Genomic DNA, 20,856 nt, shown 5'->3' with positions numbered 1-20,856 from the left:
GTATCTCATACTGTCAGTACAAATTTCCGGCCGTCCACCCGTGCTACCTTCAGATCAATGCCATAAAGTTCATGAATGCTTTCCTCTGTGATCACTTCTTCCGGCTCGCCTTCCACGATGACTTTTCCACCGGCGAGACCGATGATCTTGTCGGAAAAATAGATCGACTGATTGATGTCATGAAGGACCATGACGATGGTCATGCCAAATTCCCGGTTCAGCTTCCGCACAAGCTCCAGAATCTCGATCTGATAACGGATATCCAGATATGTAGTCGGCTCATCCAGGAAAAGGATCTCAGTTCCCTGTGCAAGCGCCATGGCGATCCATACACGCTGGCGCTGTCCGCCGGAAAGCCTGGATAATTCCCTCTCACGAAACTGGGAAACATTGGTCACTTCCATGGCCCAGTTCACATACCGCTCATCCTCTTCTCCACGGATCCCCATCATACCAAGATGAGGCGTTCTTCCGAAAGAAACCAGACGCTCCACGGTGATGTCATCCGCCGCCGTATTGTACTGATGTACAATGGCCACTTTTCTGGCAAATTCATTCAGACGCAACCTTGCGATGTTTTTTCCTCCCAGAAGGACTTTTCCCTTTGCAGGGTCCAGGTTTTTGGTCATCAGGGAAAAAAGTGTGGATTTACCGCATCCGTTGGCTCCCATAATGGTAGTCACCTTGCCTTTTTCTATCTTAAGGGACGCGCCTTTTAATATCTCGTTTTTACCATAGGAAAAGCATACATTCTTTACCTCCATGGCAGGTCGTTTTTTTTCCGTATTCTGTGTATCAGTCACCATATTTTTTTGACCTCCTTAAGAGAATGATAAAGAACGGACCACCTACCACGCTCATCACAACTGCCGCACTGATCTCATAGGGAGCTGCAATGGTCCTTCCGATGGTATCTGCCAGAAGGAAGGTAAAGGCTCCCGCAAGTGCGGAAAACGGAACCAGTGCCCTGTGGTCACTTCCCACCAGGATCCTTCCGATATGTGGCACGATCAGCCCAAGGAAACTGATGGCACCTGCGATGGCTGTGGAAATACTTGCCAGAAGTACCGCGATCAGGGAGATCACGATTCGTGTGGCATTGACGTTCAGTCCCAGGCTTCGTGCTGTCTTATCTTCCAGAGACATCAGGTTGCACTCTCCGATAAACAGGCATGCCAGGAAAAGCCCTGCCACAATATAAGGAACCAGTGTTGTCACATCATCCCAGGTTTTCTGGGTGATATTGGCTTCTACGATGGAAGCCACGCCGGACATATTTCCACCGCTCATGCTGTTAAAAGCGCTGGAAAGTCCGGCAAACAATGCATCTACTGCCACACCGGTGAGGATGATACGAAGAGGACTTAAGCCGCCCTTCCAGGACAGACAGTAAACCATCAAAAAGGCGACCACGCCGCCAAAAAACGCTACCAGCGGAGTAAAGAAATACAGTCCCGGTGCAAAAGCTGTGATCAGAACTGCCGCAAAGCTGGCACCGCTGGAAATACCAATGATACCAGGGTCTGCCAGTGGGTTTTTAAGGACCGCCTGGAACAGAACACCGGAAACCGCAATGGCGGCTCCTGCCAGCATGGAAATGATGATACGCGGAAAACGAAGATCATAGATGGTTGCCACTTCGTCAATACGCTCCACAAAAAGTCCTCTCATCAGCTCTCCGAAGGAAACCTTCAGGCTTCCGATATTGATGGCTGCAAAAAACAATACCATCAGAAGCACCGCCATGAGCACAAAGGAGAGCACTGCACGGAGCCGCTTTCTTTTTTCTCTGTTTTCATCCATTTTTGTCACCTCTCCTTTTCTGTGGTCTTTTGGGAATCTTCGGCTGCAGTTTTTCCGGATGTGCCGGATTTCTGCGCGTCTTCATATTTCTGGGTCGCATTGGATTTCTCTGCATTTTTCTGCGCGTTTTCACTGTTCTTTTTCGCTTTTTCCAGATCCTCGTCACTTTCCGGATAAAGGATCGGCTGCAGCTCATCCAGTGCTTTCGGATAACGGAAGGTTGCGCTCATTCCGAAATTTTCATAAGTCAGGTCATACACCCTGCCATTTTTTACCGCGTCGAAATGTTTCCAGATATCGTTGGTCTTGAAATCTTCGTTAAACATCTCCACGACCTGATCCGGAAGTGCGTGAGCCGCACGGAGGATGATATCCGGTTCTTTGGTCTTCATATCTTCGGTGTTTACCGTAAGAAACTCCTGATCTGTATCTGTATAAACATTTTCACCGCCAGCCAGAGCCACAAGACTTCCCACGTAGGAATTTTCGGTAGCAATGATATAGCTGCCCGGAAGTCCCATCAGGATCAGCACCTTGGGATGGTCTTTTCCCTCGTTCTTCTTTTTGTATTCTTCGTAGAAATCCCGGAACTCTTTTACCAGCGTGCCTGCCTGCTCTTCCCTGTCAAAAATCTCTCCCAGTTCCTGAATGGAACGGTACATCCCCTGTACACTGCGAAGATTTAAAAACGCCCAGTCCACGCCGATATTTTCGTACTTGGGTTCAAGGTCTGACTGAAGAGAGATCGGGCTTAAAATCCAGTCCGGTTTCAGGGAAGCCACGATCTCCATATCCGGGCTCATGGCTGTACCCACGGTGGTTACAGCTTTATAACGCTCCGGGATGGTGGAAATGCTGCTGGAGCATACCCCAACCAGATCCAGTTCCAGTTTGTCACAGATATCCGCAACTGCCGGAGAAGTAGCTACGATCTTCGGGGATCCCTCCATGGATCGTACCTTAGCTTTTGCCACTTCCACTGCCTGTTTTTCCACAGGGTCCGTGATCTCCAGCATGGACTCCACCGTTTCTGTCTGTGCGGTTGTCTTCGTGCCTTCCGGGTGCTGATCCACACAGCCGGTGAGAAGAAGGGACGCTGCCGCCAGGACTGTGACAAAAATTCCTCTGCTGATGCAGGATTTAATATTCATCATCGTCATCATCCTCTCCGCCCCATCTGCGCCAGTTCTTACGGAAGTACCAGATGATCAGTGCAGTTACCAGGATCAGAACCAGACCGGATCCTGTCACTGCCAGAGCAATGGCAAAGACCGTATTGATCTTTACGCTGCTTTCGCCGTCAGATTTCTTTTCCCCGGAAGTGATGCTGTCCTCTTCCGCTGTGGAAAGATTTAATCCCTGGGCGCTGTTCAGTTCCTTATCTGTATCGGACTCGTCAGAACTTTTGGAAGCTGCTGCCTGTTTCTGTGCTGCCGCTACAGTGTTCCCGGAATTCATTGCATCCGTATTTCCTGTGGAAGCATTTTCCGTGGAGCCGCTTTCTGCAGTTCTCTGCGCAGCCTCATCCGTACTTTCTGTTCCGTCCGTTTCCTGGGTATCCGCTGTTTCAGAGGCTCCGGCTCCCTGGGCACTTCCCGTATCCAGGGTACTGTTGGCAACTGCCCCGCCGCTTCCGGAAGCCTCGGCAGATGCTGCTTCTTCTGTTACAAAAGCAGGATTCATACCCACACTGTTTCCCTCGGAATAATCACTTGGATACAGATAAAATGTAACGTTTCTTCCCATCGGGGTTACATACATACTGACCCGGACGATGCAGTTCTCGCTTGGAACCTGGATGCAGATATCGGAGGTGGTCCCGTTGCTGTCTGAACCATTTGCGGTTACCGCGACGCCTGTGCCGGACCAGCCGGAATCTCCTACATTCTGTACGCTGAAACTGTGGCCGGAGGTATAATCGATCAGGCTCATGCGGATCGTCAGATAATAATTGCCGGAGTCCGTCACTTCCATCAGACCACTTGCATAAACCGCACCTTCTACCATACCCTGTCCGGTGGCGTAGGATGCCTCACCGCCGGAGTCTTCGATCTCTCCTGTCACCGGATGGGAATAACACCGGTTAATGGTACAGGAATACACACTTCCCGACTCCGCGTGGACGGAAGTTACCGGAAATCCCAGAGTTGCCGCCACGAAGAGTACTGCCGCTCCAAAACAGGTCAGTAGATTTTTTTTCCAGTTTTTCTCTCTCATTTCTTCTTTCCTGCCTTCTTTCTCAGGCTTCCCCCTCTGCTCTTGATCTTATAGAAAACACCTGCCAGTGCCGCCAGCGCGCTGACGGATACCGGAACTGCCACTTTTCTCATATTTCCGGAAGATTCCCCGGTACCAGTCTCGGTATCTGCATAAGCTTCGCCGGAAGTGGTTGTCTCCTGATCCTGATCTGACGCATCGGAAAGGCCGCTGCTGATAAGCTTTGTGGTTCCCGTATCTTTGGAATCCGATTTGCTGCCGATGCTCTTTCCGGATTTCAGCGCAGTAGTTCCTGCTGATTTCTTTGTGGATGTGGATTTGGTGGTGGTTCCGGAAGATTTCAGGGAACCGCTGCTCTTTAAGGAGCTTCCTCCAGCCTTGGAAGTACTGCCACTTAAGGAACCGTTGCTGTTGGTACTTAAGCTGCCATTATTTCCTCTGAGAGAACCGTTTCCGGTGCTGTTCGTTCCATTGTTACTGCTGTTATTTCCGCTGTTGCTTCCGTCACCATTGTTATCGTCATTTTCGAAACCAGGATCCTTGCTGTCCGTCTTTTTCAGGGTGCTCCAGTCCAGTTTCAGAAAGGCAGGCTGGGTTCCGGTGCCTTTGGTAATGGAATCCATAATGGGAACAAAAACCTGAAGCGGCACATAACCATCATTTTTTGCCTCATCGATCAGCGGGAATGTGACCACATCCGGATAATTGGTTCCGAAATTGTCCGTAACCAGCTTGCCGTTGGTGTATTTCTGATAGGAATCCACCGTTACATTGCCAAGAGAACCGGATGGTGCGCCATATTTATCCAGCTTGTAGCCGGTCTTAAAATATTTCAGGGTACCCAGATATCCAAGCTGTCCGTTGATGGTCAGACCCTTGAAGTCCATGGTAATGGAATATTTTCCTTTCTTTACCGTCAGCTTGATGGTGTGATTGATGGCTTCGTTGGACATGGATGCGGATGTTTTGTCAATCTTTACCATGGAGCCTGTGACGGAATACACACCGTCCGCCAGGTTCTTCACATCCAGGCTGCTGTTGCTGCCGTTATTATTGCTGTTGTTGTTATTGTTGCTGCTGTTGTTATTATTACTGCTGTTCGAACTGCTGCCGGAAGACTTCTTCTTCAGTCCGCTGACTGCCTTGGAAAGCTTTTTGATCTGTGTATTGACCTGGCTCTGGGTGGCACTGCTGTTATCATAAACCGTCTTTGCGGCAGTGATCGCAGAGTTTAATGTCTTCAGTGTGTCAGACGTATAGGTATCTTCCCTGCCTGCCATATTGGAAGCCGTAAGAAGCATCTCATGAAGTCCGGTCTTATCCACCTTTGTCTGGGAAGCCTTCTTCATGTTTTTCATCACATAATCCAGGATACCGGTCTGGGCATCGGTTTCTTCCTGGCTGGACTCTTTGTTCCCGTAAACCGCCTTTGCCGTCTCATAAACAGAACGGAGCACATCCATATCTGCGGCTGTATAATGGGCTGTATCTTTCAGATAAGTTTCCGCCTTTGTCAGCGCTTTTTTGATCTCACGGCGGTCCGTTCCTTGGATGATCAGTCCCTGGATGGCATTGTCTATGGCAGTGACACACTTGTTGACTTCTGTCTGAGAAGCCTCCTCATTGTCATAGACCTGACTGGCCTTATCTCTTGCCCGCTGTAACGCCTCACGGGTCGATGTTTCATACTCTACATCCGTCTCATTCAGATAACTGTCCGCGGTCTCGATGGCTTTCTTAAGCTCACTCTTATCAGAATCTACCTTGACCTTGGTCACCGCATTTACCGCCATGGTAAGGGCTTTTACCTCATTGTCCACAACGGTCTGGTCGATGTTCATGTTTTTATAAACTGCCTGAGCTGCCGCAATGGCATCTGCAAGCATGGCAAGCTGCTCACCGGCATAGCCCTGGCTGTCCTGTTTAAGGGATTTCTGGACATTCTGAGCGTTTGTGATCTGTTTTTTCAGGGCCGCCTTGTCCGTTTCCGTTCCGCTGATCTGTTTCAGGTCATTCCAGTCCAGATACAGTTTCGCATACTGCTTTCCGCCACCTGCATTGATGGCTTCCATGACCGGAACATAGATCCTGGTCCATACGATGCTCTGGTTCAGCTCTACCGGAATGGTTATGTAATGAGGATATTTTTTCCCTTTTACTGTGGCATCGGTGCCTTTTTTCGGATCGTTGTAGGAATCATAAATGTCATAGTAGGATTCCACACCCACTGCTTTTGCTGTGGCAGCCTCTGCCGCCGGAACTTCATTCTCATCCAGAGACTGTGTTTCTTCCTGAGCCGCAGAAGCCTCTTCTCCAGTCGCTGCACCATCGCTGTCCCCGGAAGCTTCCTCTCCGTCCATAAAAAGTTCGTCTTCTGCTGCATCCTCTGTCTGTGCCTGAGAACTCTCCTCCGCAGCTTCCGTCGCTGCGCTCTGCGCCTCTTCTGGATCTTCAGCTTCTGTCTCCGCCGCATTCTGCGTCTCACCGGTATCTACAGCCTGGCCTTCCTCTGCGGCCGCATAAGGCAGGGTATCTTCACTGGTAAATCCCGGAAAATACCACATGCTTGCCAGATAGCCGGTAAAATTCTGCTTGCCAAGCTTGGTAGTCAGGGACGTACATTCGATCCGCAGATGGATATCATTTCCTTTTTTTATCAGCTGGAAGGGTTTTACCAGCGCTGAGTTTCCCATGGAAACCTGATCTGCGGTAGCATGGTGGAGCAGTCCGCCGATCTGGTATACCCCGTCATAAACCGTATTGGAGTCCGTCTTCTGATAAAGTGCCTCCGCAGCCGCCTGAAGAAGCTGGATATGCTTATCCACCAGGCTCTGTGTGGCAGACGGGTTTGCAGCCACCTGTTTTGCAGACGCAATGGCAGACTTTAACTGCTGTACGGAAGCGTCATCTGAGCCGGAAGTATCCACCGCTTCCGCCTGGGTGATCAGGTCACTTAACACAGTCTTGTCGATACCGCCCCCAAGGTTCTCCTCTGCCTGGGCCACTGCGGATGCCACGCCGTCGGTCTCTGTCTGGGTGGCATTACCATCCTCAAGCACAGCCTGAGCCTGGGCACGTACCTGATCCAGTACTTCATATCCATCCTGTGTGTCGTCTGTGTATGCAGCCACCTCCGAAAGAACCGCCGTCAGAGAAGACTTGTCCGCCTGAGCCACCAGACCATTTTCCAGGATTGCCTGAAGCATCATTCCGCCTGCCCCAAGCTCTTCCTCTGTTACATTTTCTTTTGAAAGAAGGTTCTCCGCTCCTTCAAGAGCAGCCTGAAGGCTCTCACAGCTCTCCGGTGTATACCCGGAAGTATCTGTGTTCTTCGCCTCTTCGATGATCCTGGAAAGTTCACTCTCATCCATAGCATAAACGCCGGATGTGCTCCCCAGGCACAGTGCAGCCGCCATAAAAAACGCACTGCTTCGCTTAAATTTTTTTATCTTCATACCCATCATCCTCCTATGAGCACTTGTTAGCCATGATTAACCGTATCATGAGGAAAAGTTAATGTCAACATACTATCGTCCAAACCGTGCTCACAGGGAACGGTTCGATGATCTCAAAAATCCTTTAAATCCGCCATGTTCCCGATTTTTCGACAAAAAAAAGACCGAAATTTTTTCATTTCGGTCTTTAATCAAGATCCCGGATACACCTGGATATCCGGCTTTTTTTCACACAGATCCTCTGGTCAGAGCTTCACATATTTCCCGCCTGCCGCATCGGATAACTGTCTGGCCAGCCCCATGCCGAACACGGAATTTTCCGTATCGATCACCAACACCGGCACGCCTTTTCGTTTCAGCTCCTCAGCCGCCTCAAGGGCAAGAGACCAGGGCTTTCCCTCCCGGGTGTCAAAATTGGCCTTGCCGTCAGTGAGCATCACCAGAATCCCGGTCTCTTCCGGATTCTTCCGTTTTTCCGCCTCCAGAACTTTCAGAGCCTTTCGGATTCCCATGGCAAGAGGGGTATTCCCTCTGGCTTTCAGCTCTTCCATAGGCCTTGCCGCAAAATCCACACTTCTGGTAAAAGTCAGGATCAGTTCTGCTTTTCGGTTCCCGAAAACCACCATTCCTGCCCGGTCCCTGTCACTGTACGCCCGCCGCAGAATGGAAAGTACCGCACTTTTCGCAAAAGAAAGCCTCTCTTTTGCACCCTGGGAACGACTGGCATCCACCAGAAATAAAACAGACACCTTATTTTTTCTCCGGAAGCGTTTCAGCCGGAGATCACACGCTCTGATCTCCCGGTCCTCTCCCCGGATCCTACCGCTCTCCAGCGCCGCCCGGACGGACGCCGGAAGATCCACCTCCCCGGCTCGCAAAATCTCTTCCTGACCGGAGGGGATCACCAGAGAACCACTGTGCTTCCCACCCGGCAGCCATTCTTTCCGGTGCTTCTGCTCTCTTTTCAGAAAGATCTCCTGTTTCATCCCCTCCAGAACTTCCAGTACCGAATACTCTCTTCCGCTCTGTTTTACCGGAAGGAATACTTCCTCAGAATCTGCCCGTCTTCCTTTCCCCGGATCTAGTCACCCTCCCCGGAAGCTTCCGGCTCCCTGGAGCTCTTTTTCCCGGCGGAAAGAATTTCTTCCATCACCTGAGGATCCATCTGTCCGTCTTCCAGAGGATTTTTCCGCATCCGGTGAGGCAGAACATACCGGGCAGCCCGCTCAAGATCCTCCCGGGAAGCCTTTTTCCGGCCTTCCAGTGCGGCAATGGTCTGTGCAGTCCGGATCATTCCGATATCCGCCCGGTGGCCGTCAGTGCCGTAGGCAACACAGATCTGTGCCGCCAGCCTTAACAGCTCCTTTGGGACACGCACCGTCGGCAGAAACTCTCTGGCACTGCGGATCCTCTCGGAAAGCTCTTCCTGAGACTCTTTGTACTTCCGGCAGAAATACCCCGGATTTTTCTCATAGGCCATCCGGTTCTCAATGATCTGCACCCGCTTATCCACGTCTGTCTCTGCTTCCACATCCACCACCATGCCAAAACGGTCCAAAAGCTGCGGCCGCAGGTTTCCCTCCTCCGGGTTCATGGAACCGATCAGCACAAACCGGGCTGAATGAGTACAGGAAATCCCTTCTCTCTCCACGGTATTGCGCCCCGTTGCCGCCGCATCCAGTAACAGATCCACGATATGGTCGTCCAGAAGATTGATCTCATCCACATAGAGGATATTTCCGTCTGCCTCTTTCAGAAGACCTGGCTGGAACTGTTTTTCCCCGTCTTTCAGTGCGGCTTCGATGTCGATGGTTCCTGCCACACGGTCTTCTGTGGCATTGGCAGGGATCTCCACCACCCGGCAGTCCTTCATAAGTCCCGGGATGGCACGCACCGCAGTGGTCTTGGCCGTTCCCTTCTGTCCACGGATCAGCACCCCGCCTGCAGACGGGTTCACCAGATTGATAAGGATGGCCTCCTTCATAGGTTCCTGGCCTACAATGGCCGTAAATGGATAATCATAAGTTTTTTCCCGCATCATTCTTCCGCCTCTCCTTCTGCCTCCAGATATGCCTCACGGATCTGGGACAGTTCTTCCTCTGTTGCCTCAAAATAGCCCCGGTTGCTGGCTTCCATCAGCCGCTCCATCATCTTCATATATGCCCATTTGTTGCTTTGCTGCATCTGTTTCCGGAGTTTTTCATCCCCGGCATAGCACCGGGTCATCCGGGAAAAGGTCTCGCCTGTCACCGCATCGGTGGAGGCTGCAAACCCCATCACATTCTCAAACCGTTTCGCGATCTGCTGCACACCGTGATAATCGTGGCGCATCATCCCCTGAATCCATCCGGGGTTTAGAAGCCTTGTGGCGATCCCACGCTCCAGAGAACTCTTAAGATCCTGCACCTTCACCGCCTCACCGGTGGTATCAGCCACCAGCATGACCGGTTTGCTGCCTTTTTTGTTCTCCACGGCTCTGGCAAGTCCGCCGTAAAATTCATAATAGTGATCCAGATCTGTCAGCTCATACTCCACATTGTTGCGCACCTGGGAAATAAAATCCACATGGTCATACTGTCCGGCCAGTACTTCTTCGGCTTTCACTCCTCGCCTCCGGAAGGAATACCCGTAAGAGAGATCCTCGGTAAAAGAACTTCCGATCTCTGCCGCATCCTTCCAGCTGCCTTTTCGCACAACATCCGTAAGCCGGGTTCCATACTCCCCTTCTTTGGGGCCAAAGATCCTGCAGGATGCCAGATCCCAGGCTTCCCGTTCCTCCATTTCGGGATGGGATCTCTGGAGCTCTTCTGCCATCTTTCTGGTATTTGCCGTAAAATAACTCTTTTCCGGACCTTCCTCAAGCCGGAGGATCTGCCGGAGCATGGCATTTAAGTTATCGATCAGGTTTGGATACATGTCCCGGAAAAATCCGCAGATGTGGATCACCACGTCCATACGTGGCCGGTCCAGCTCCTCGGTGGGGATCACCTCCAGCCGGTCATCGTAACTGCTCTTTTCCGTTTTCAGACGGATGCCCAGATAATACAGGATCTGTCCGATGGTCTCACCCTGGCTTCTGGAAGTCTCCAGTCCCCAGAGGATCAGCGCCGTAGTGTCCGGATACGTCCCCGTCTTCTCATGATAAGCCTCCACCGAAAGCTGCGCCGCCTTCATTCCCCGCTCACAGGCCGTTCTGGTGGGCACCAGCCTTGGGTCAAACTGCACCAGATTCCGCCCGGAAGGCAGGATCGACGGATTCTTTACCACATCTCCTGCCGTTCCCACCGGAACATAGCCGCCGTCCAGTCCATGTACCAGCCCGTTAAGTTCTGTCTCGTTGATCTCGTGAAGACCATCGGTGATCAGACTGTTTTCATACTCATAAAGCCTCTCTTCCAGAAGATCCAGATCTTTTTCCGAGCAGTTTTCTCCGGAATCTCCTTCCAGAAATCCGCAGCTCTTCCCTGCTTTTGCGATGTTCAAAAGAAGATCCCCGCACCGCTCCGGTGCACTCTGGATGCTCTCCCGGTACTCTCCGATCATTTCCCTGAGTTCCTGATAATCTCCATACAGACCGCTCTTTTTAAGCTCCGGTGCCTGATAGCTTACAAGCGTTGCCAGGGAACGGCGCTTGGCGATCATGGCCTCCGAAGGATTTCCTATATAATAGTAATAGAAATGTGGGATCTCTCCCACCAGCTGATCCGGCCAGCAGCTTCCGGTCATGCCGTTATCTTTTCCGGGCAGAAATTCCAGTGTGCCGTGGGTGCCGAAGTGGATCATGGCGTCCGCCTGAAATCCCTCACGGATCCAGTGATAAAAGGCCTGATATTTCCCGGAAGGCTTCCGGTTCCGGTCGTGATATCTTCCCGGATCTCCGCTTTCTCCCTCCGGGTCGCGAAGGGGCTGCAGTCCCAGAAAAACATTTCCCACACAGATCCCCCGGATGGGATATTCTTCTCCCTCAAACTCCCAGGTGATCCCATCTTCCCCTTCCTCGCACCATTGAGGCAGGTTGCAGTGTCCGCCTGTGACAAACACTTCCTGAAGCTCTTCGGGAGAGCGTCCCTCTGTATCATAGCCGGCCTCTTTCAGCCCCTCAAGCAGTCTGGATGCCGAGGCAAAGGTATCCAGAAATGCTCCTCCGAACACATTGCTCTCCCCCGGGGGATAATTATAAAAGATCACCGCCAGCCGCTTCTCTTCCCGTTTTTTCTTTCTAAGTTCCAGCATCCGGAAAAGGCGCGCCACAAAGGTATCGACTCGCTCCGCTATCGGTTCCAGCTGTGGAAAGACAGATTCTTCTCCCTCTGTGCTTCCACTTCCCATAACCCCTACCGGAAATGTAAGGATCCCGCCGTCCAGCTCCGGAAGCAGGATGCTGATAAGAAACTCTCCGGGATTCACGGCATCCACCCGCTCCCATTCCTCCCCGGAAACTCTGGTCAGGCAGAAGGGTTTGAAATAGGGAACATCCAGTTCTTTCAGGATTTCCACCGCCTGCACCGCATCTCCACCCATGGGCCCTGCACCCAGGCGGAAGGGCATCAGATTGACCACTGCCGAAACCGGTGTTTTCTTCTGCGTGAGAAATGCCCGCAGTTTCTTCAGATCCCCGTCCTCATTCTGGGAAAATGCAATGGGAAGCAGATTGTACCTCTCTCCCAGTTTCTCTGCCAGAGCCTGTACTACCGGCAGAAAATCATTGGGATAGGAATGTCCGTAAAAAAGCAGGGCCACGATTTCCCGCTGACTGTCAAAAGCCGCCTTCTTCCAGAATTTCGCCGGTGTATCCCAGGTTTCCATGGAAAAAGGATCTTTCAGATAGACGCCGTACTCCATGGTACAGGGTTTCTCCTTCGGGAGAAATTTTCGTCCGCCGTACTGCCGGAGGATAAGATGCATAAAAGATTCCATATCTGTCCTGGTGGCCTGCTGCCAGTAATCGATCAGAAGAAACACGTTCTTCATATCCCGGGTGACTCCAAAAGGCAGCACATTTCCCATCATCATTGCCATCCGCCGCATCCGGTGCATTTTTGTAAGTGCACCGGCGGAGGATTTTTTCTCACCGTTGCCAGATACCTCTGCGTCATCGGTGCCGGACGTTCCGGACACATTCCCGGGATCTTTTTTCCCGCCGGAACCTTTCATCATTTTTCCCATGGCACCCATGGAAAAAGAACCCAGGCGGATATAGTCCCGAAGTGCGTTTCCAATGACGATCCGATGGCCTTTACAGGCTTTCAGACCTTTTGCCACGATCTCCTGAAGCTCTTCAGAAGCCCCCATGGTATCCACCACCGCCACATCTGCCGTGGCAATATCCTGTATGATCCTTTCCGGTTCCAGAACGTATCGCTGTTCCTGTCCCGCAACATAGAAACAGACGATGGTCAGATCATCCTCCGGGTACTGCTGTTCATAACGTTTCCGGAATGCCTGGATCTGCCGGAGGGCAGGTACGGAAACCGCTGTTATCGTAATCTTCATAAAATCCCTTCTCCTGTCTGTATCGATCTGTAAAAACTCCTCCGCTGTATCAAGTATAACATACCCTCTGCAAAAAATCCCCCTCTGTCCTGCCGTATGCCAGGGGAAGCATGGGCCGGATGAGGGGGAAATTTGTCAGGTTATCAATTTTTCAGAGCTTATTTCACTCTTACAGTAACAAGAACTGTCTTTGTTCCTGCATTGTAGTTTGCAGTCGCTTTTGCGGAAATCTTCACTTTGATCTTGTAGGTACCTTTCTTCAGGCCCTTCTTTACCGTGATCTTTCCGTTTGTCTTATTTACGGTAAATGCAGAGCTTCCTGCTGTTTTTGCATAGGTCAGTGTTCCCTTACTGCTCACGGAAGCGCCAAGAGTGAACACCTGCGATTTCTTACGAAGTGCACTGTAGGAAACATTTTTGGATGTGATCTTTGTCTTCAGGACCGGTGCTGCCTTGGCAACTTTGACAGTCAGGGTCTTTGTGGCAGCTTTGTAACTGCTGGTCGCTTTTGCAGTGATGGTGATCTTTGCGGTTCCGGCAGCTTTGATAGTCACTTTACCTTTGCTGTCTACAGTGGCAACTTTTGTATTGGAAGACTTGTAAGTCATGGCTGTCTTTGCCTTTGCTCCAATGGAGAATGCCTTGTTACCGTATTTTTTGGAAACCACGTTCTTGCTGTTCTTAACTGCAACTGTGATGGTCTGTGCTGCCTGTTTCTTGATGGTGGAAGGATCTGTCGGAGCCTTCTCAGTCTCAGCGAAATCTGCATCTGCATCTGTGGTCTTTTTCAGTGTGGAGTAATCCAGGCGCAGATAAACGTTCTGTTTTCCGGAGCCAGGAGTGATGGCATCCATGATCGGAACAAATACCTGAAGCGGGATCTCATTGTTTCCTTCCAGAGCCTCTTCGCACAGCGGGAACGTAATATCATTCGGATAATCCGTTCCGAAATCATCCTTCAGAGTCTTTCCGTTGGAGAACTTCTGAAGAGAATTTACAGTTACCGGAACCAGAGTTCCGCTTGGCTCTCCTGTCTTGGAAACCTCATAGCCACTTGCATAGTAGTTCAGATCCTTCAGATATCCCTTCAGAGAAGTGATGGTCAGGCTGTTGAAGTTCATGTTCACATATGGAACACCGTTCTTTACTACCAGTTTGATGTTGTGGTTGATGGCATTGTTGCTCATGGACATATCCACCTTGTTTACCTTTACCATCTCACCGCTAAGCTTGTATACACCATCGGAAAGCTTTGCAAGCTCTGCTGCGCCGGAATCCTCAGAAAGATTATAAAGAGTATCCCAGTACAGAGTAATGGTGGAATTGATGTTGAACTTACCTGCGTCAAAGTATACACCGGAAACTTCGCCGTTAAGGTTTTTCATAGCTTCCACATAGAGATATACGTTGTTCACATAGGTCTGGCTGATGCCGTCAAGAGGAACTGTGATATCCGTAACAACCGTACAGTCACCGATGGTCGGAGCTGTTGTGCTCTCTGTGGAATATGTTACGCCTTCTTTTGTAAGAGGCTGTGTAGTATCACCGTTTGGATAATATCCGTTATAGCCAAGAACATACAGCGGCTCTCCGGTCGTTCCGGAAACCATCTTGTAGGTCAGCCACATTTTCCCATCATTGTCCACACGAAGGTATGCGCCGACTTTCTTGCTCTCGCCAACCAGTCCATGGTCAACCACGTCTGTACGGTCTTTCATCTCGATGTAGTAAAGTCCTGGCGCCGGTTTTTCTGTCGGGGCATCCGGGATCACTTCCTGCTCGATCTTTACACCAAGGGCATTCATGGTGGCGTTCTTTATGGCGTTGGAAGAATAGGTTGCTCCGGAAACAGTATCCAGATCGTTGAGCTTCTGGGCATCGTTCATATAGAGGCCGGTAAGCTTTTCCTTCATACCCTTTGTGCTGCCAAGACCATTGATGGCCTTGTTCAGGTACATCTGGTTATCGTCCGCATGGGTTCCCTTGAAATCATTTCCTGCAAGAGCAACATCGGTAATACGGCCATCCTTTACCGTCACCTGGGAGGTAACATTGTAATTACCAAACTGCTCCACCTCGGCTGTGCTGATCTCTGTAGTAAAATTCAGAGACGGATCCCCGGATTCCTTTGCGCCTGCATAGTCGATCTGAAGATAAGCATCCGGCGCATAGCCCATGGCATCTACATACATGCTTAAGTATACGCCTGTTGTGTTGTACGCATCTTTCGGAATGGCAAAGGAGATGGTTTCCGGAACTTCATGGTTTCCGTTTCCGTCTGCCTTGCCTACCGTCTGTGCTGCCACGATATCCGCAGCCACCGTCTCCCCAGACGGCTTTGTTCCCTGATAGATCTTGAAATCATAGGCATAATCGGTAAGCGTTCCCACGGTTACGCTTCGAAGGTTTGTGGAAATCTTCGGAGTTCCGTCTGCGTCAAATGTCAGGGTTCCGAATTTACCCGGGCATGCAACTGCCGTACTGTCCTGCTCCAGATTGTGGGCATTTTTCAGAGTCAGCGGAACGATGTAGGTTTTTGCAGTATCAAAAGCAACTCCGTTAAAAGTCACAGTTCCGGCTGCTTCTGCTGCCGGTGCGGTTCCATCGGTAAGGCCGAAAGGATCTGCCTCATCAGAATCGCTCTCTAACGTATCCTGGGAAAGATCCAGAGAATCTGCATCTTCGCTCTTCTCCAGCTCTACAGCGTCCCGGGAATCTTCTTCTTGGGATTCCTCTTCTGCCGGAGCTTTTGTCTCCGCTTCCTGCACATCGGTTTCTTCTTCAAAAAATCCCTGATCCTCTGTCTCTGTATCTTCGGACAGGTCCTGTGTCTCTTCTGCGCTCACTACGTCAGGCTGATCCTCTGCCATGGCCGTTACCGGAACCATGGAAGTTGCCATCATGGAGGCAAGAAGAACTGCGATTACTTTCTTTTTCATTCTTTCTCTGCCTTTCTGTTATTTGTGCTTTTGTGCCCGGACAAATAGCCGCTTGTTGTCTCAGGCTAACTCTATACTGGCATTGTAACCACGATTGTTAGTCTCAGTCAACTGTTTTTTCGCCTTTGGTTCCTTACGGGAACGGTTTTAAAATTTTAAAAATGCTTTAAATACAGGCTTTTCCGGACTTTCGGCACAAAAAAAGGCCGATTTTTTTTCATTTCGGCCTTTAATCGATATTGACAAAATCCCCCGGCTTTCAGGAGAAAAAGCCGAGGGATTTCACATAAGTGGAATCTGTTGATCCGAAGATCCGTAAATTATTTAACTCTTACAGTTACGGTTACAGTTCTGCTTCCTGCAGTGTAGTTGCCTTTTGCTGCAGACTTGATCTGAACTTTTACTCTGTAAGTGCCTTTCCTGAGGCCTTTCTTAACTGTGAGCTTGCCGGTCTTGCTGTTTACGGAAACTGCACTGGATCCGGAAAGTTTCTTGTAAGTTAAAGTACCTTTGCTGTTTACAGAAGTGCCAAGTGTGAATACCTGTGCTTTCTTCTTCAGAGCGTTGTAAGAAAGGTTCTTGGTTCCGATCTTTGTTTTGATGGTCGGAGCTTTCTTGGCGATCTTGATGGTCAGCACTTTGGCTGTTGCTGCTTTATAAGTGCTGGTTGCTTTTGCGTTGATGGTGATCTTTACAGTACCGGCAGCTTTGATGGTAACTTTACCCTTGCTGTCTACGGTTGCGATCTTTGTGTTGGAAGACTTGTAAGTTAAAGTAGTCTTCGCTTTTGCTCCAAGGGAGAATGCCTTGTCACCGTATTTCTTGGAAACCACATTTTTGGTGTTCTTTACAGAAACGGTGATAGACTGTGTTTTCATCTTGACAAGTTTTGCCTTGGCATCAGTAAGAGCCTTGGTTGCTGCTGTTACCTCTGCATCGGAGAAATCTTCACCATTCAGGACTGTCTCTGCGGCTGTGATGGCTGCTTTGTATGTCTTGTAGGATGCTGCGGTGTAGTCTGCTGCTTTTAACTTTTTGGCTGCTGTAATGGCAGATTTCAGAGCGTTGATAGAAGTCTCTGTAGCTACCGGCTGAAGAGCGGTTACTGCATCGTTGAATGCTTTGATCTGCTCTTCTGTGATATCCTCATCGATTGTTCCATCCAGTGTGTCATAGAGATCTTTTGCTGCCTTGTAGCTTACCTTGGTGTAAGCAGAAGCATCCAGAGCTTCAAAAGCTCTCATGTTTTTACCAAGATTTGTAGATGCTACTGAGAAAGAACCATCTTCGTTCTTGGTAATTGTATACTGGGCAGCTCTTACTGTATTTTCAAGAAGGGCCTGTCCATCTACAGCATTTCCGTCTTCATCCTGCGCTCCAAATGTCCATGTACTATCCTGAACATATGCAGCGCCGGAACCTATTGCCGGATTAATTACTGTTGTTCCAATAATTTTAGTACCATTGATAACGTATAATTTACCAATAGAAACATACTGAAGCACTGGTGTTTCACAAGTTACATTATCAAGAATCAGGCCAGAGTCAAAATTCTGCTGAGAAGTAAATGCCCATCCATTAGCCACCAATTTTCCACTCTTATCTGCAGAACTGTCAATCACACGGCAAGTTCCACTGAAAGAAACCATTCCCTCTGCAAGTGTCAGTGTATGTCCATTCAGATCCAGTGTCATATTCTTGTAGTTTGTTTCAGAACTTGTGCTGATATCTTTGTTCAGTTTTACTGTCTGTCCTTCACCGGCAAAAGAAACGATCAGGTCTGCTTTATCCTCTCCCAGTTTCTCTGCTTCACTGCCATCTGCATTGTAGATGGTTGCTACCGGATCTGCAACAGTTCCATCCAGATCATCTACCAGTGTATAATATCCGGCATAATCACCTTCTGTTACTTCTCCCAGTTTTTTATTTGCAGGAGTTTTGTATGAATTATTATTTACAAGCTTATTCGCACTCTTGAAATAACCACCTTCGATTACTACCGGTGCTCCAGACGAATTGATTGCATAGCCTCTCTTACCTTCAGAAGTGTAAACACCGCTTTTGATTGTTACAGTTCCTGTTCCGTATGATTTAACAGCTGCTCCACGGGGGTCATTAGTTGAAACATCCATGTTTTCCAGTGTAACATCACCATTACCACTAAAGGTTATACCATTGCTGATTTTATCAGCTCTGACCGTGAGTTCATCTGCTTTAATAGTAACACTACCACTTACTGTATTACCGGTAAATGTTGCAGCACCACCTTCATTACTATACTGACTATAGCTCCACAGTGTTGAATTTGTAACCGAAACTTTTTCTCCCACACAGCCGGAAACTTCCATTCCCTTATCAGATGTACAATTATCTACTGTCACATCAATTCCGTTGGACATATTTTTAAAATATACATTTTTATCACTTGTAGTATTGCCTACAGCTTGTAATGTATTAACCAGTGCACAGTTTTTCAGTGATACCGCAACACGAGGAAGTCCAGCCAGATAATTCAGTGAATTATAAGACATTGCATTTCCAATCTGTCCGTCAATCGTAACACCTTCTGCAGACAAGGATCCCTTTTCTACAGTAATGGAAGCACTGGAATTCGTATTGCTTACATATTTCTCACGGGTGAGCTTACCTGTTTTTTCCGTACTGCTGTCGATGATCGTTACATCACCTTTGATACGGATCAGGTTGTCTGCCTGGTTCAGTGCATGACCATTGAGATCCAGGGTACCGCCACGGATGATCAAGTCATCACTGAGAGTCACATCTGCATCCAGTTTTACAGTACTTCCTGCTTTCATGTTCTCAAGCTGTGTCTGTACATCCGGTGCGATCTCGTAAGTTTTTTCTACGGTAGAAGTTGCACTTGTATCATCGCTTACTTTCTTTACATTATTCCAGTCAAGACCAATGCAGGCATCCTGATAAATGCCCATGATCTCAATGTGCATACGGGTTGCAACTATGTTCTGTTTCAGATCCGGCACAGTAAAGCTAATCTTGGTCGGTTTTCTCTTTCCTCCAAGGATACCCAATTTATCTACATGTGCTTTATAACGGGCACCTTTAGCAGAATTTGCAGTTCCATTGAGGAAATCCTGAGTATTTTCATAAATGGACCAGTCATCTGCACCACCGGACTGTGCAGATCCCAAAGCATCAGAAGTAACTGCTCCTAAACCAGTTGTAAGAGTTGCAGTTCCATCTTCATGGATTACCAGAGTTGCATCTCCTGTGAAGCATCCGGATGCCATGGATGTATGTTTCATGTAATCTTTGGTTGTATACTGCTGTGTAGCATCAATATGTCCTGCATTCAGAAGATCGATCGGAAGGCTGTAGGTTCCAGGTGTGAGTTTCTTTACGAAATCTCCACGTCCAACTGTCACTTCCATGGAAACTGCTATCAGTTTATCCATTGCTGTTTCCAGTTCATTGGCAGCACCTTTTACCTCATCTTTACTTCCACGATTGTCAATGACATCTTTCGCTCTCTGAATCACAGCTGCAAGGCCTGCCTCTTTCCAGCTGTCTTCCGTATAATCTTCCTCTTTCAGTGCCTCTGCTTCTGTAAGCTTCTGTAATAATACTGTTGTATCGTAAGCTTTTACCAGACGTCCTATCTGAGTGTTCAGAGAACTTTTCTTGCTTGCAAGAACCTTTTCTGTCTCACGGCCATTGATTGCTGTTTCCGCATTTGTGATCGAAGTCTGAAGATTTTTCCACCACTGCTGTACACTTTCTACAGTATAATCTGTTTCTACCATTGCTTTTGCCTGGTCAAGAAGTGCCAGAAGTTCTGCCGGGTCACCAGCTGCTTCAAGTTTGCTTACTACATCTGCCAGTGCAGTATTCGCCGCATCCACAGCCTCCTGAGATTCTTTTTTCTCCAGTGCTGCTTTGGCTGCTGTCTTAGCTGCATCAATGGCATCCTTATTTCCGTCCCAGGATGCCTTGGTGTATGCCATCTCATCAAGGGCATCTGCCTGTGCGATGGTTGCCTCCAGTGCGGATGTGTCTACTGCTGCGGCATCCTTCTCTGCGTTTGCATAATCAGCTTTCAGAAATGCGTCCTGTGTTCTTCCTGCTGCCATAGTCATGGTTACATATACGCCGTCCTGGGCTTTATCCGGGATTGCGAATGTAATGCTGTTTACATTTCCGTCTTTATCGGTTGTATACTCTGCTGCTGTCGCTTCCGTTCCTACAGCTCCCTTGTATACCTTCCAGTCTGTTGCATAAACAGTCTGTCCCATCATGGTGATGGCCTGGATCGGTACGGTCAGTTTAGCGCTTCCGTCTTCTGCTACTACCAGAGTTCCTTTTCCTGCGATGCAGGCGTTTGCCATGGATGCTGCTGTGGTATCGTCTGCCTTCATCATGGATATGGTTACTTTATAAGTACCTTTTTCCAGATTGGTGTTTGCAGCTCCGAATCCGGTCTGTACCGTACCGGTAAGTTCAGCTGCCGGGCTCTCCTGCACCAGTGCCCCATCGCTTTCTCCGTCAGAGAATCCGTCTTCGATAGAAAGCTCAGCTTCTGCTGCGTCTTCTGTCTCGGTCTGCTCTGCATTCTCGCCGGTAGCAAGTGTCACGTCCTCAGCTTCTGCCTCATCGCCAGCTGCTTCCTGTACTTTCTCTGCTGCTGCATCTTCCTCAGGTGCTTCTGCAGTTTCCGGTGTTTCTGCTACCTCTGCGGAAGCTTCATCCTGAAATTCCACTTCTGCCGCAGATACCGGCACGATGGATGTTGTTGCGATCAGGGCTGCCATCGTACAGGATGACAGGCGAAGCCATAAATTCTTTCTTCTCATTTCTTTCCTCCTTATGTGGTAAGGTGTCGCACACCCTTCTTTTAAGCAGGCCAGGGCACATTCTCTCCTGTTACCCATGTCTAACTCTCTGCTGTCATTTAATCACAAGTGTTAGTTTGG

The 20,856-nt window shown here is 49.2% G+C and carries 10 protein-coding genes; all 10 read right to left on the bottom strand.

Going from position 1 to position 20,856, the window contains the following annotated elements; genetic code table 11:
- Positions 1–5 precede the first annotated feature (5 nt).
- A complete protein-coding gene (locus AC04Q4_RS00785; protein WP_330575512.1) occupies positions 6–806 on the bottom strand; it encodes an ABC transporter ATP-binding protein in 801 nt (266 codons plus the stop codon).
- Entirely contained in the window at positions 796–1,803 is a 1,008-nt protein-coding gene (locus AC04Q4_RS00780) for an iron chelate uptake ABC transporter family permease subunit (RefSeq protein ID WP_476388294.1), read from the bottom strand. The genes AC04Q4_RS00785 and AC04Q4_RS00780 overlap by 11 nt, the downstream gene beginning before the upstream one ends.
- A 5-nt stretch (positions 1,804–1,808) precedes the next feature.
- Positions 1,809–2,963 (bottom strand): heme ABC transporter substrate-binding protein IsdE, encoded by a 1,155-nt coding sequence (gene isdE, locus AC04Q4_RS00775; protein ID WP_173753803.1) that lies wholly within the window; start codon positions 2,961–2,963, stop codon positions 1,809–1,811.
- Positions 2,944–4,020 (bottom strand): heme-binding Shp domain-containing protein, encoded by a 1,077-nt coding sequence (locus tag AC04Q4_RS00770; protein ID WP_476388293.1) that lies wholly within the window; start codon positions 4,018–4,020, stop codon positions 2,944–2,946. The genes isdE and AC04Q4_RS00770 overlap by 20 nt, the downstream gene beginning before the upstream one ends.
- Complete coding sequence (locus tag AC04Q4_RS00765; protein ID WP_476388292.1) at positions 4,017–7,475, bottom strand: hypothetical protein; 3,459 nt, start codon at positions 7,473–7,475, stop codon at positions 4,017–4,019. The genes AC04Q4_RS00770 and AC04Q4_RS00765 overlap by 4 nt, the downstream gene beginning before the upstream one ends.
- A gap of 245 nt (positions 7,476–7,720) precedes the next feature.
- Positions 7,721–8,461, bottom strand: a complete 741-nt coding sequence (locus tag AC04Q4_RS00760) for a VWA domain-containing protein (protein ID WP_476388291.1) — start codon at positions 8,459–8,461, stop codon at positions 7,721–7,723.
- Between the two features lie 95 nt (positions 8,462–8,556).
- On the bottom strand, positions 8,557–9,516 hold the full coding sequence (locus AC04Q4_RS00755; RefSeq protein ID WP_306466238.1) for a magnesium chelatase ATPase subunit I: 960 nt from the start codon (positions 9,514–9,516) through the stop codon (positions 8,557–8,559).
- On the bottom strand, positions 9,513–12,968 hold the full coding sequence (locus AC04Q4_RS00750) for a cobaltochelatase subunit CobN (RefSeq protein WP_476388290.1): 3,456 nt from the start codon (positions 12,966–12,968) through the stop codon (positions 9,513–9,515). The genes AC04Q4_RS00755 and AC04Q4_RS00750 overlap by 4 nt, the downstream gene beginning before the upstream one ends.
- Positions 12,969–13,126: 158 nt before the next feature.
- Entirely contained in the window at positions 13,127–15,907 is a 2,781-nt protein-coding gene (locus AC04Q4_RS00745) for an FMN-binding protein (protein ID WP_476388289.1), read from the bottom strand.
- Positions 15,908–16,227: 320 nt separating this feature from the next.
- Positions 16,228–20,736: a hypothetical protein gene (locus tag AC04Q4_RS00740; protein ID WP_476388288.1), complete on the bottom strand. Its 4,509-nt coding sequence runs from the start codon at positions 20,734–20,736 to the stop codon at positions 16,228–16,230.
- Between the last annotated feature and the right edge of the window lie 120 nt (positions 20,737–20,856).

The sequence above is a fragment of the Blautia sp. HA8986 genome, from assembly GCF_056504635.1.
The sequence above is the reverse complement of the archived record's forward strand: the minus strand, read 5'-3'. Positions and strand labels throughout refer to the sequence as shown.